This is a genomic window from Streptococcus nidrosiense (genome assembly GCF_042140045.1).
Classification (GTDB): domain Bacteria; phylum Bacillota; class Bacilli; order Lactobacillales; family Streptococcaceae; genus Streptococcus; species Streptococcus nidrosiense.
The window spans coordinates 375,001-388,631 of record NZ_CP152419.1 but is presented as its reverse complement, the minus strand read 5'-3'; the positions used below and the strand labels follow the sequence as shown (position 1 = coordinate 388,631).

Here is a 13,631-nt window from a genome sequence, read left to right as displayed (position 1 = left end):
CAATTAGGTTGGAAAAAAATTCCAACCCTTTTGACTTTTGAAAGGAAATATAAATGACAAAATTACTTGTAGGATTGGGAAATCCAGGAGATAAATATTTTGAAACTAAACATAATGTTGGCTTTATGCTGATTGATCAACTAGCCAAAAAACAAAATGTTACCTTTACACACGATAAGATATTCCAAGCTGAACTAGCTTCATTTTTCCTTAATGGGGAAAAAATTTATCTGGTGAAACCGACGACTTTTATGAATGAAAGTGGAAAAGCTGTTCATGCATTGTTAACTTATTATGGTTTAGATATTGAAGATTTACTGATCATTTACGATGATCTTGACATGGAAGTCGGAAAAATTCGTCTTCGTGCTAAAGGATCAGCTGGTGGTCATAATGGAATTAAGTCGATTATTCAACATATCGGTACACAGGTTTTCAATCGTGTAAAGATTGGTATTGGTAGACCTAAAAAAGGAATGTCTGTTGTTAACCATGTTTTGAGTAAGTTTGATCAAGAAGATTATATTGGTATTTTACAGTCAATTGACAAGGTTGACGATTCTGTAAATTATTATTTACAAGAAAAAAACTTTGAAAAGACGATGCAGAAATATAATGGGTAAGGAAATGACATTAATCGATTTCTTTTTAGAGAATAAACAAATCCTATCTTGGCATGAGAACTTACCACAGAAACAAAGACAATTATTACTAGGTCTTTCTGGCTCAGCAAAATCGTTAGCGATTGCTAGTAGTCTGAAGAGTCAGGATAAGGTTTTAGTGATGACTTCCACATATGGAGAAGCTGAGCGTCTGATTAATGATCTAATCTCCATATTAGGTTCTGATCTTGTTTATCCATTTCTAGTAGATGATTCACCAATGGTTGAATTTTTGGTATCATCTCAGGAAAAGATTTTTTCTCGGGTTGAAGCTTTGCGTTTTCTAAGAGATGAGTCTCAAAGAGGGATTTTAGTTTGTAACATCGCAGCTAGTCGAGTATTCTTGCCGAATCCTCAAGTTTTTGATGATAGTATCTTAGAACTTCAAGTGGGGCAAGAATGCGAACAAAGAGAATTAAAAAATCACTTGATTTCTCTTGGTTATAAGAAAGTTACACAAGTTCAAAGTCAGGGAGAATTTAGCCTTCGTGGAGATATTCTAGACATATTTGAAACCTCTCAAATTTGTCCTTATCGGATTGAATTTTTCGGTGATGAGATTGATGGCATTAGAGAATTTGATACTGAAACTCAATTATCAAAAGATAGTCAAACTCAAGTACTAATCTATCCAGCTAGTGATATTTTGTTAACGAATGAAGATTATCATCGTGGTCAGAAATTTTTAGAACATGAGATTGATAAGGCACTTTCTCCAACTTTAAAGTCTTATCTAGAAGAAGTTTTTAGTTGTACGAAAGAGCAAGTTCTTCATGCAGATATTCGCAAGTTTTTGTTCGTATTTTATAAAAAACAGTGGACCTTGATAGACTATTTGAATCAAGTTCCTGTTATATTTGATGATTTTCAAAAAATCATGAACCAGTACGATGCTTTTGATAAGGAAACAGCTAGCTACTTTACAGAAGATTTACATAATAGTAAAGCAGCATCAAGTTTACAATATTTTGCTGATGTAGAAAGTCAGTTTAAAAAATATGTACCAGCGAGTTTCTTTTCAAATTTTCAAAAAGGGCTTGGAAATTTGAAATTTAATAATCTGTACCAGTTCAATCAATATTCTATGCAAGAGTTCTTTAATCAGTTTTCTTTTCTGAAAGAAGAAATTGAACGTTACAAAAAATTAAAGTATACGATTGTTCTTCAATCAAGTAGCAAAACTGAACTAAAGAAACTGTCAACGATTCTTGATGAATACGATATTAAAGTTGATAATAGTAATGAAAGTAAAATCTGTAAAGGAACTGTCAATCTTGTTGAAGGAAATCTACGACATGGCTTTCATTTTGTAGATGAAAATCTTGTATTTATCACTGAATATGAAATTTTTAAAAAGAAGATTAAACGCAAGTATCGAAGACAAAATATCAGTAACGCTGAACGATTAAAGGATTATAATGAACTCCAAAAAGGAGACTATGTTGTTCATCAAATCCATGGTATTGGTCAATATTTAGGGATTGAAACGATTGAAATCAAAGGAATTCATCGAGACTACGTAAGTGTCCTATATCAAAATGGTGATCGTATTTCTATTCCTGTAGAACAAATTCAAACCTTATCTAAATATGTTTCAAGTGATGGAAAAGCTCCAAAGTTAAATAAACTAAATGATGGACGTTTTAAAAAAGCGAAGCAAAAAGTAAAGAGTCAAGTTGAAGATATTGCAGATGACTTAATTAAGTTATATGCAGAGAGAAGTCAACTTAAAGGTTTTGCATTTTCAAAAGATGATGAAGACCAAAACGCTTTTGACGAAGCTTTCCCATATGTAGAGACTGAGGACCAACTTCGAAGTATCGAAGAAATAAAAAAAGATATGCAGGCTCCTCAACCGATGGACCGACTATTAGTTGGAGATGTTGGTTTTGGTAAGACAGAAGTTGCCATGCGAGCTGCATTTAAGGCTGTCAATGATCATAAACAGGTTGTCGTTTTAGTGCCAACAACCGTTCTTGCTCAGCAACATTACAGTAATTTTAAGGAAAGATTTGAACAATTTGCTGTCAACGTAGATGTTTTGAGTCGTTTCAGAAGTAAAAAAGAACAGACTGAAACACTTGAGAAGTTAAAAAAAGGTCAAGTAGACATCTTGATAGGGACTCATAGAGTCTTGTCTAAAGATGTTGAGTTTGCTGATTTGGGGTTGATGATTATTGATGAAGAGCAACGTTTTGGTGTTAAGCATAAGGAAGCTTTGAAGGAATTAAAAAAGAAGGTTGATGTCTTAACCTTGACAGCTACACCAATTCCTCGAACTCTTCATATGTCTATGCTAGGTATCCGAGATTTATCAGTCATCGAAACTCCTCCAACCAATCGATATCCTGTACAAACCTATGTCCTTGAACAGAATGATCGTGTCATTCGTGATGCTGTATTGAGAGAAATGGATCGTGGTGGTCAAGTTTACTATCTTTACAACAAAGTTGACACTATTGAAAAGAAGGTTTCAGAGTTACAAGAACTGATTCCAGAAGCTTCTATTGGATTTGTCCATGGTCAAATGAGTGAAATTCGCTTAGAAAATACACTTCTTGATTTCATTGAAGGACAATATGATATTTTAGTGACTACAACAATCATTGAAACAGGTGTAGATATTCCAAATGCTAATACCTTGTTTATTGAAAACGCAGATCACATGGGCTTGTCAACTTTGTATCAATTAAGAGGTCGGGTTGGTCGGAGCAATCGAATTGCTTATGCCTATCTCATGTACCGACCAGATAAATCATTAACTGAAGTTTCAGAGAAGAGATTGGAAGCTATCAAAGGCTTTACTGAATTGGGTTCTGGTTTTAAAATTGCTATGCGTGATTTATCCATTCGTGGAGCTGGAAATCTTTTAGGTAGTTCGCAGTCTGGTTTTATCGATTCTGTCGGTTTTGAGTTGTATTCTCAGTTGTTAGAAGAAGCAATAGCTAAGAAAAATGGAACTGACAAAAAACGTGAAAAAGGAAATGCTGAGTTACTTCTACAAATCGATGCCTATCTCCCAGATGATTATAAATCGGATGAAAGACACAAAATTGAGATTTACAAGAGAATTCGTCAGATTGACAATCGTGTCAATTATGAAGAATTACAAGATGAGTTGATCGATCGTTTTGGAGAATATCCAGATGTGGTTGCTTATCTTTTAGAAATTGGATTAGCTAAAGCATATCTTGATAAAGTATTTGTTAATCGAGTTGAAAGAAAAAATAATAAACTTATCGTTCAATTTGAAAAAATTTCGCAACAATTATTTTTAACACAAGATTATTTCCAGGCTCTTTCTCAGACAAGTTTGAAGGCTAATATTTCAGAAAATCAAGGTTTAATCGAAGTTGTTTTTGATATTCGTAATAAAAAGGATTATGAGATTTTAGAAGGTCTTTTAACTTTTGGAGAATCATTAGCAAACATAAAAGATTCAAAAGAGTCGAATTAGGTATGACATTTTTCTTCTATAAAAGGGATAAAAATGGTACAATAATAATTTGAGGTAATAAAAATGAGATTAGATAAATATTTAAAAGTATCAAGAATTATTAAGCGTCGTACAGTAGCTAAAGAAGTTGCAGATAAGGGACGTATCAAGGTAAATGGTATTCTCGCTAAGAGTTCTACAGATTTAAAAATCAATGACCAAGTTGAAATTCGTTTTGGAAATAAATTGTTGCTCGTAAAAGTGTTAGAAATGAAAGATAGCACTAAAAAAGAAGATGCTGCAGGTATGTATGAAATTATCAGCGAAACAAGGGTAGAAAACGATGTATAAAAAAATTGTACAAATGAATAATTCTTTTATTCAAAATGAACACCAACGTCGTAAATACTTGATGGAAGAACGACAAAGACGAAATCGTTTTATGGGCTGGGTTTTGATTTTGATTATGTTGTTGTTCATCCTACCAACCTATAATTTGACTCAAAGTTATCAGCAACTACTCGAACGTCGCCAACAGTTAGCCGATCTGAAAAAACAGTATCAAGAATTGAGCGATGAAAAAGATAAAGAATCGAATCTTGCAACCAAATTAAAGGACGAAACATACGCAGCCAAGTATTTGCGTGCAAAATATTACTATTCAAAATCATGGGAGGAAGTTTATACTATTCCGGACTTACTTCCTAGGTAATGTAAAATGGAAAATTTATTAGATATTGTAGAAAAGTTTTTAAGTCAATCGGATGAAAAATTAGAAGAGTTAGCTCAAAAAAATCATCTGTTACGGCTACAAGAAAAAGAGGAAAAAAAGAATGCGTAAATTTTTAGTGATATTACTACTTCCTATTTTTTTTAAAAGTGTTCAAGTAGTAAGCACTGAGAATCCAGTTATCATTCCAAACCAAGAAGTTTATTCCTTAACCCACGCTTCGTATCATTTTTACTATCAAGATGTTATAGAATCTCCAAAATTTTATGGTGAAACGTCTGTTTATTCTACAGAAGATTTGATTAAAGAATCAGGAAAAGTCAATGCAGATACAAAATTATCTGTTTTAGAATGGAGATTAAATAAACAAGGACAGCCTGTGTTTAAATTGTCAAATAATCAATTTGTGATGGCTGATAAACGACTTTTATACGATAGTTCCATCGTAAACGATTTTTCTAAACGAGTATGGTTAGAACCAGGATTTGTCGTTTATAATAGTCCTTATGATCAACAAGAATTAAAGTCTACTTTAGCAGCTTATCAAGAGGTTGAAGTAGATATGTCTATTTTTGCTGAAGGTCGTGAATTCTTACATATCAAACAAATTGGTTGGATTTCGACGGATTACATTTCCAACGATGACAATCGTATCCAGAAAGTACAAGAGTTGTTATCTGCGAATTATCAAAATGAACAGTTTTCTATTTATGTTAAACAATTGAGCACGGGTAAGGAAGCTGGAATTAATGAAGATCAAAAAATGTACGCTGCTAGTGTTATGAAATTGCCTTATCTTTATTATGTTCAAGAAAAAATCAATCAAGGTGATTACCAACTTGACACGAAATTGAAGTACCTTTCTGAAGTAAATGATTTCCCTGGTTCTTATAAACCCGAAGGAAGTGGAAGCCTCCCTAAAACAGCGGACGATAAAGACTACACTCTTAAAGATTTAATTACAAAGACAGCGAAAGAATCTGACAATGTAGCTCATAATATTCTTGCTTATTATATTACGAATAAATCAGATGAAGCCTTTAAAAAAGAAATGGCTACTATCGCAGGTGAAGAGTGGGATGTGACAGATAAGTTGGCTTCAGCTAGAATGGCTGGTCAAGTTATGGAATCTATTTACAATCAAAATGGTTTTGTTTTAGAATCGCTATCGCAAACAGCTTTTGATAATCAGCGGATTGCTAAGAATATTTCTGCTAAGATAGCCCATAAAATTGGGGATGCAGATGAATTTAAACACGATGTAGGAATAGTCTATACAGATTCTCCTTTCATTATTTCAATCTTTACCAAAAATTCTGATTATGATACCATTTCTAAAATTGCTAAGGATGTCTATGAGGTCCTAAAATGAGAGACCAATATTTTTTAAATCATTTTCTAGAAAAAGGTTATTTTAAAGATCATTCACGAGTTGTACTAGCCTTGTCTGGTGGATTGGATTCGATGTTTCTCTTTCACCTGCTATCAACCTATCAAGAAGAACTCGGGATTGAATTATTTTTAGCTCATGTAAACCATAAACAACGACTAGAATCGGATAATGAAGAATATGAATTAAGAAAACTGGCAGAACAAGTTGGGGTTCCAATTTATGTAGCTTGTTTTACTGGAGATTTTTCAGAAGCAAATGCTCGTCAATTTCGCTATGATTTTTTTAGAGAAGTGATGGGGAAAACGTCATCTACAGCCCTTGTAACAGCTCATCATGCAGATGATCAGGCTGAAACGATTTTTATGCGAATGATTCGAGGTGTTAGATTACAACATTTATCAGCTATAAAAGAGAGACAAACGTTTGATAAGGGAGAATTAATTCGTCCTTTGCTGTCTTTTTATAAGAGGGATTTTCCTGAACTTGAGCATTTTGAAGATAGGACGAATAAAGAAAATCATTATTTTCGCAATCGAGTTCGTAATATTTACTTACCACAACTGGAAAAAGAAAATATTCAGCTCAAGAGAGCGTTTTTAGAGTTTGGAAAAGAAGTATCTGACTATCAAATTGCTCTGACTGAATTATCTCAAACAGTCAATGTGGAAGATTTAACTCAGTTTTTATCTTTTAGTGAAGCAACACAGCGAGTTTTACTACAACAATACCTTAGTTGTTTTGCTGATTTAAATGTAACAAGAGAACAATTTCAAGAAATTTATCATATTTTAAAAACTAAGAGTCAATATCGCCATTGTATAAAAAATGGTTATGAACTTGTAAAAGAATACCAGCACTTTCGAATTTGTAAAATCAGACCAAAGTCTGATGAAAAAAGTAGTGATTGTGTGTTAGACTATCAAAATCAAGTTCATTATGAAGGTTATTTATTCTCATTTGGAATCCCCTTAAAAGGAGAAAATGTTCAAAAGATGAATGTTTCTCGTGAAACATCGTTGATTTTACGGCATCGACAGCCTGGTGATTATTTGATAAAAAATGGTCATCGTAAAAAACTAAGACGACTTTTTATGGATTTAAAAATTCCTAAAGAAAAACGAGAAAAAGCTATTATCATTGAGCAATTTGGAAAAATTTGTTCAGTTTTAGGAATTGAAATCAGTGATTTGAGTAAAAAAATGAAAAATGATATAATGAACACTGTACTTTATATAGAAAAAATAGATAGGTAAAATCATGTTAGAAAAAGATATCAAGAAAATTTTGATTTCACAAGATGAAATTACAGAAGCAGCTAAAAAATTGGGTGCTCAGTTGACAAAAGATTATGAGGGAAAAAATCCGATTTTAGTTGGAATTCTAAAAGGTTCTATTCCTTTTATGGCAGAATTGGTGAAATATATTGATACACATCTTGAAATGGACTTTATGATGGTCTCTAGCTATCATGGTGGGACTGTAAGTAGTGGTGTCATTAATATTAAACAAGACGTAACTCAAGATATTAAAGGTCGACATGTTGTCTTTGTAGAAGATATCATTGATACTGGTCAAACCTTGAAGAGTTTGAGAGATATGTTTACTGCAAGAGAAGCAGCTTCTGTTAAGATTGTCACAATGCTTGATAAACCAGAAGGTCGTATAGTAGAAATCGAAGCAGATTATACATGTTTTACAATTCCAAATGAATTTGTTGTAGGCTACGGTTTAGACTATAATGAAAACTATCGTAACCTTCCTTATGTAGGTGTATTGAAAGAGGAAGTTTACTCAAAATAGAAGGGTAAGTGTTTGAATGCAAAAACAAAATAATGGTTTCATAAAAAATCCATTTCTTTATTTGTTGATGATTTTCTTGCTAGTGACAGGATTCCAGTACTTTTTTGCTGGCAGATCTGCTGGTCATAGTCAACAAATTAAGTACTCAGAATTGGTTCAGGAAATCACTAACGACAATGTAAAAGAAATGACCTACCAACCAAGTGGTAGTGTTATTGAAGTGTATGGTGTCTACAAAACTGCTAAGACAGAGAAACAGGAAACGGGAATTCAATTTTTTACACCCTCTGCTACAAAAGTAGAGAAATTTACAAGTATTGTCCTCCCATCAGATATAACTGTAGCGGATTTGCAAAAGCTAGCAAGTGAACATCAAACACAAATTGAAGTGAAACACGAAAGCTCAAGTGGTATGTGGATTAACATCCTGGTTTCAGTAGTACCATTTGCTATCTTATTCTTCTTCCTCTTCTCTATGATGGGAAATATGGGCGGAAATAGCGGACGTAATCCAATGAGCTTTGGACGTAGTAAAGCTAAGGCTGCTAACAAAGAGGATATTAAAGTCCGCTTCTCAGATGTCGCAGGCGCAGAGGAAGAAAAACAAGAACTTGTTGAAGTTGTTGAATTCTTAAAAGATCCAAAACGATTTACAAAATTGGGTGCCCGGATTCCAGCTGGAGTTCTCTTAGAAGGACCTCCAGGAACTGGTAAAACATTACTTGCCAAAGCAGTCGCAGGAGAAGCTGGTGTACCATTTTTTAGTATTTCAGGTTCTGACTTTGTAGAAATGTTCGTCGGTGTCGGTGCAAGCCGTGTACGTTCTCTCTTTGAGGACGCAAAAAAAGCAGCACCAGCTATTATCTTCATTGATGAAATTGATGCCGTTGGTCGCCAACGTGGTGTCGGTTTAGGTGGAGGTAATGATGAACGAGAACAAACCTTAAACCAACTCTTGATTGAAATGGATGGTTTTGAAGGAAATGAAGGAATTATTGTTATTGCGGCAACAAACCGTTCAGATGTTCTTGATCCGGCTCTACTTCGTCCAGGTCGTTTTGATAGAAAAGTATTAGTTGGTCGTCCAGATGTTAAGGGACGCGAAGCAATTTTGAAAGTCCATGCTAGAAATAAACCTTTAGCTGAAGATGTAGATTTGAAATTAGTAGCACAACAAACTCCAGGTTTTGTTGGTGCCGATTTGGAAAATGTATTGAACGAAGCAGCTTTGGTTGCAGCTCGTCGTAATAAATCAGTGATTGATGCTTCTGATATTGATGAAGCTGAAGATCGTGTTATCGCTGGACCATCTAAGAAAGATAAGACAGTTTCACAAAAAGAACGTGAATTGGTTGCCTACCATGAGGCAGGACACACCATTGTCGGTCTAGTATTGTCAAATGCCCGTGTTGTTCATAAAGTTACCATAGTACCACGTGGACGTGCAGGCGGATATATGATTGCACTTCCTAAGGAAGACCAAATGCTTTTATCTAAAGAAGATATGAAAGAACAATTAGCTGGCTTGATGGGTGGACGTGTTGCCGAAGAAATTATCTTTAACGTCCAAACAACTGGAGCATCTAATGACTTCGAACAAGCTACTCAGATGGCGCGTGCAATGGTTACAGAGTATGGTATGAGTGAAAAACTTGGTCCAGTACAATATGAAGGAAGTCATGCCATGTTTGGTGCGCAAAGCCCTCAAAAATCAATTTCAGAACAAACAGCTTATGAAATTGACGAAGAAGTTCGTTCATTATTGAATGAAGCACGAAACAAAGCTGCTGAAATTATCCAGTCAAATCGTGAAACTCACAAGCTAATTGCAGAAGCATTATTGAAATACGAAACATTGGATAGTACACAAATTAAATCTCTATACGAAACAGGAAAGATGCCTGAAACAATAGAAGAGGAATCACATGCACTATCTTATGATGAAGTAAAATCAAAAATGAGTGAAGAAAATTAATTATCTTAAATACTATAAACAGAGGAAGCGCAAGTTTTCTCTGTTTTTTTTAAAAAAGTTGAGGGAACTCGAATTTAAATCAAAGATTTCGATATATAGAAAACAAAATACAAGTTCACCTATGTCAATGCTCTCTTAGAGAAAATGATTCAAATTTTCTGAAAATAAGAATGCAAGAATTACTTGAGTAATATGAAGAAATGTTTTTAAAAAATGATATATGCTTCATAAAAAACGATTATTGTAAGAAAAATATTATCCGAAACTTTGGGCAGACGAACGATTTAAAGGCCGCAAAGCCCTTCTCAGAGAGCTGAAGGAAACATTACAAGACTTCTAAAAAAAATTAAAAAAAGGTGTTGACAAAGCAAAAAAAGTCGGTATAATAGTAAGAGTTGAAAATAACAACTCCGGTCCGTTGGTCAAGGGGTTAAGACACCGCCTTTTCACGGCGGTAACACGGGTTCGAATCCCGTACGGACTATAGTATGAAGCAGTTGGAACACTGAATGAAAAAAATTAAAAAAAGTTTCAAAAAAGTGTTGACAAGCGAAAGCGACTGTGATATACTAATATAGTTGTCACTTGAGAGAAACGAGTGACAAAGACCTTTGAAAACTGAACAAGACGAACCAATGTGCAGGGCACTACAACTAAGGTTGTAGTACTGAACAATGAAAAAAACAATAAATCTGTCAGTGACAGAAATGAGTGAGAACTCAAACTTTTAATGAGAGTTTGATCCTGGCTCAGGACGAACGCTGGCGGCGTGCCTAATACATGCAAGTAGAACGCTGAAGGAGGAGCTTGCTTCTCCGGATGAGTTGCGAACGGGTGAGTAACGCGTAGGTAACCTGCCTGGTAGCGGGGGATAACTATTGGAAACGATAGCTAATACCGCATAACAGTAGATATTGCATGATATCTGCTTGAAAGGTGCAATTGCATCACTACCAGATGGACCTGCGTTGTATTAGCTAGTTGGTGGGGTAACGGCTCACCAAGGCGACGATACATAGCCGACCTGAGAGGGTGATCGGCCACACTGGGACTGAGACACGGCCCAGACTCCTACGGGAGGCAGCAGTAGGGAATCTTCGGCAATGGACGGAAGTCTGACCGAGCAACGCCGCGTGAGTGAAGAAGGTTTTCGGATCGTAAAGCTCTGTTGTAAGAGAAGAACGAGTGTGAGAGTGGAAAGTTCACACTGTGACGGTATCTTACCAGAAAGGGACGGCTAACTACGTGCCAGCAGCCGCGGTAATACGTAGGTCCCGAGCGTTGTCCGGATTTATTGGGCGTAAAGCGAGCGCAGGCGGTTAGATAAGTCTGAAGTTAAAGGCTGTGGCTTAACCATAGTACGCTTTGGAAACTGTTTAACTTGAGTGCAAGAGGGGAGAGTGGAATTCCATGTGTAGCGGTGAAATGCGTAGATATATGGAGGAACACCGGTGGCGAAAGCGGCTCTCTGGCTTGTAACTGACGCTGAGGCTCGAAAGCGTGGGGAGCAAACAGGATTAGATACCCTGGTAGTCCACGCCGTAAACGATGAGTGCTAGGTGTTAGACCCTTTCCGGGGTTTAGTGCCGCAGCTAACGCATTAAGCACTCCGCCTGGGGAGTACGACCGCAAGGTTGAAACTCAAAGGAATTGACGGGGGCCCGCACAAGCGGTGGAGCATGTGGTTTAATTCGAAGCAACGCGAAGAACCTTACCAGGTCTTGACATCCCTCTGACCACTCTAGAGATAGAGTTTTCCTTCGGGACAGAGGTGACAGGTGGTGCATGGTTGTCGTCAGCTCGTGTCGTGAGATGTTGGGTTAAGTCCCGCAACGAGCGCAACCCCTATTGTTAGTTGCCATCATTCAGTTGGGCACTCTAGCGAGACTGCCGGTAATAAACCGGAGGAAGGTGGGGATGACGTCAAATCATCATGCCCCTTATGACCTGGGCTACACACGTGCTACAATGGCTGGTACAACGAGTCGCAAGTCGGTGACGGCAAGCTAATCTCTTAAAGCCAGTCTCAGTTCGGATTGTAGGCTGCAACTCGCCTACATGAAGTCGGAATCGCTAGTAATCGCGGATCAGCACGCCGCGGTGAATACGTTCCCGGGCCTTGTACACACCGCCCGTCACACCACGAGAGTTTGTAACACCCGAAGTCGGTGAGGTAACCTTTTAGAGCCAGCCGCCTAAGGTGGGATAGATGATTGGGGTGAAGTCGTAACAAGGTAGCCGTATCGGAAGGTGCGGCTGGATCACCTCCTTTCTAAGGATAAGGAAAGCACATTGGTCTTGTTTAGTCTTGAGAGGTCTTGTGGGGCCTTAGCTCAGCTGGGAGAGCGCCTGCTTTGCACGCAGGAGGTCAGCGGTTCGATCCGCTAGGCTCCATTGGTGAGAGATCACCAAGTAATGCACATTGAAAATTGAATATCTATATCAAATAGTAACAAGAAAATAAACCGAAAACGCTGTAGTATTAATAAAGAGTTTATGACTGAAAGGTCAGAAAAATAAGGTTAAGTTAATAAGGGCGCACGGTAGATGCCTTGGCACTAGGAGCCGAAGAAGGACGTGACAAACGACGATATGCCTTGGGTAGCTGTAAGTAAGCGATGATCCAGGGATTTCCGAATGGGGAACCCAACAGGTACTACCTGTTACCCATATCTGTTAAGGATATGAGGAGGAAGACGCAGTGAACTGAAACATCTAAGTAGCTGCAGGAAGAGAAAGCAAAAGCGATTGCCTTAGTAGCGGCGAGCGAAACGGCAGAAGGGCAAACCGAAGAGTTTACTCTTCGGGGTTGTAGGACTGCAATGTGGACTCAAAGATTATAGAAGAATGGTTTGGGAAAATCAGCCAAAGAGAGTGATAGCCTCGTATTCAAAATAGTCTTTGTACCTAGCAGTATCCTGAGTACGGCGGGACACGTGAAATCCCGTCGGAATCTGGGAGGACCATCTCCCAACCCTAAATACTCCCTAGTGACCGATAGTGAACCAGTACCGTGAGGGAAAGGTGAAAAGCACCCCGGGAGGGGAGTGAAATAGAACCTGAAACCGTGTGCCTACAACAAGTTCGAGCCCGTTAATGGGTGAGAGCGTGCCTTTTGTAGAATGAACCGGCGAGTTACGATATGATGCGAGGTTAAGTTGAAGAGACGGAGCCGTAGGGAAACCGAGTCTGAATAGGGCGTCTTAGTATCATGTCGTAGACCCGAAACCATGTGACCTACCCATGAGCAGGTTGAAGGTGCGGTAAGACGCACTGGAGGACCGAACCAGGGCACGTTGAAAAGTGCTTGGATGACTTGTGGGTAGCGGAGAAATTCCAAACGAACTTGGAGATAGCTGGTTCTCTCCGAAATAGCTTTAGGGCTAGCGTCGACATTAGAGATTCTTGGAGGTAGAGCACTGTTTGGGTGAGGGGTCCATCCCGGATTACCAATCTCAGATAAACTCCGAATGCCAATGAATTATGGTCGGCAGTCAGACTGCGAGTGCTAAGATCCGTAGTCGAAAGGGAAACAGCCCAGACCACCAGCTAAGGTCCCAAAATAATTGTTAAGTGGAAAAGGATGTGGGGTTGCACAGACAACTAGGATGTTAGCTTAGAAGCAGCTATTCATT

General features: G+C 37.5%; 9 protein-coding genes, 2 tRNA genes and 2 rRNA genes (1 of these 13 running past the window's edge). All 13 read left to right on the top strand.

Features of this window, described 5'->3' with window-relative positions; translation table 11 throughout:
- Nucleotides 1-53 precede the first annotated feature (53 nt).
- Complete coding sequence (gene pth / locus AAFQ93_RS01885; RefSeq protein WP_375555465.1) at nt 54-623, top strand: aminoacyl-tRNA hydrolase; 570 nt, start codon at nt 54-56, stop codon at nt 621-623.
- A complete protein-coding gene (mfd, locus tag AAFQ93_RS01880; protein ID WP_375555464.1) occupies nt 616-4,119 on the top strand; it encodes a transcription-repair coupling factor in 3,504 nt (1,167 codons plus the stop codon). Before pth ends, mfd begins: the two co-directional genes overlap by 8 nt.
- A gap of 63 nt (nt 4,120-4,182) precedes the next feature.
- Nucleotides 4,183-4,449, top strand: a complete 267-nt coding sequence (locus tag AAFQ93_RS01875) for an RNA-binding S4 domain-containing protein (RefSeq protein ID WP_001234970.1) — start codon at nt 4,183-4,185, stop codon at nt 4,447-4,449.
- Nucleotides 4,442-4,810 (top strand): septum formation initiator family protein, encoded by a 369-nt coding sequence (locus tag AAFQ93_RS01870; RefSeq protein WP_000277028.1) that lies wholly within the window; start codon nt 4,442-4,444, stop codon nt 4,808-4,810. Before AAFQ93_RS01875 ends, AAFQ93_RS01870 begins: the two co-directional genes overlap by 8 nt.
- A gap of 6 nt (nt 4,811-4,816) precedes the next feature.
- Nucleotides 4,817-4,939 carry an SP_0009 family protein gene (locus AAFQ93_RS01865; RefSeq protein WP_282434682.1) on the top strand — a complete coding sequence of 41 codons (123 nt, stop codon included), beginning with the start codon at nt 4,817-4,819 and terminating at the stop codon, nt 4,937-4,939.
- Nucleotides 4,932-6,200, top strand: coding sequence for a serine hydrolase (locus AAFQ93_RS01860; protein WP_375555463.1), 1,269 nt, complete (start codon nt 4,932-4,934; stop codon nt 6,198-6,200). The genes AAFQ93_RS01865 and AAFQ93_RS01860 overlap by 8 nt, the downstream gene beginning before the upstream one ends.
- Nucleotides 6,197-7,474 (top strand): tRNA lysidine(34) synthetase TilS, encoded by a 1,278-nt coding sequence (gene tilS / locus AAFQ93_RS01855; protein WP_375555462.1) that lies wholly within the window; start codon nt 6,197-6,199, stop codon nt 7,472-7,474. Before AAFQ93_RS01860 ends, tilS begins: the two co-directional genes overlap by 4 nt.
- A 4-nt stretch (nt 7,475-7,478) precedes the next feature.
- Entirely contained in the window at nt 7,479-8,021 is a 543-nt protein-coding gene (hpt, locus tag AAFQ93_RS01850) for a hypoxanthine phosphoribosyltransferase (protein ID WP_375555461.1), read from the top strand.
- 16 nt (nt 8,022-8,037) lie between these two features.
- The gene (gene ftsH / locus AAFQ93_RS01845; RefSeq protein ID WP_223140359.1) at nt 8,038-9,996 is read left to right on the top strand and encodes an ATP-dependent zinc metalloprotease FtsH; all 1,959 of its coding nucleotides are present in this window, start codon (nt 8,038-8,040) and stop codon (nt 9,994-9,996) included.
- Between the two features lie 412 nt (nt 9,997-10,408).
- Nucleotides 10,409-10,480, top strand: a tRNA-Glu gene (locus AAFQ93_RS01840).
- Between the two features lie 242 nt (nt 10,481-10,722).
- A 16S ribosomal RNA gene (locus tag AAFQ93_RS01835) occupies nt 10,723-12,268 on the top strand.
- Nucleotides 12,269-12,318: 50 nt separating this feature from the next.
- A tRNA-Ala gene (locus AAFQ93_RS01830) sits at nt 12,319-12,390 on the top strand.
- A 126-nt stretch (nt 12,391-12,516) separates the two neighbouring features.
- Nucleotides 12,517-13,631 (top strand): 23S ribosomal RNA (locus AAFQ93_RS01825) (it continues 1,787 nt past the right edge of the window).
- The 16S and 23S rRNA genes sit together here with 2 tRNA genes alongside, the layout of an rRNA operon.

Coding starts and splice junctions, on each gene's coding strand:
- AAFQ93_RS01860 (WP_375555463.1), top strand. CDS start 4,932: ATGCGTAAATTTTTAGTGATATTACTACTTCCTATTTTTTTTAAAAGT.
- ftsH (WP_223140359.1), top strand. CDS start 8,038: ATGCAAAAACAAAATAATGGTTTCATAAAAAATCCATTTCTTTATTTG.
- pth (WP_375555465.1), top strand. CDS start 54: ATGACAAAATTACTTGTAGGATTGGGAAATCCAGGAGATAAATATTTT.
- tilS (WP_375555462.1), top strand. CDS start 6,197: ATGAGAGACCAATATTTTTTAAATCATTTTCTAGAAAAAGGTTATTTT.
- AAFQ93_RS01865 (WP_282434682.1), top strand. CDS start 4,817: ATGGAAAATTTATTAGATATTGTAGAAAAGTTTTTAAGTCAATCGGAT.
- mfd (WP_375555464.1), top strand. CDS start 616: ATGGGTAAGGAAATGACATTAATCGATTTCTTTTTAGAGAATAAACAA.
- AAFQ93_RS01875 (WP_001234970.1), top strand. CDS start 4,183: ATGAGATTAGATAAATATTTAAAAGTATCAAGAATTATTAAGCGTCGT.
- hpt (WP_375555461.1), top strand. CDS start 7,479: ATGTTAGAAAAAGATATCAAGAAAATTTTGATTTCACAAGATGAAATT.
- AAFQ93_RS01870 (WP_000277028.1), top strand. CDS start 4,442: ATGTATAAAAAAATTGTACAAATGAATAATTCTTTTATTCAAAATGAA.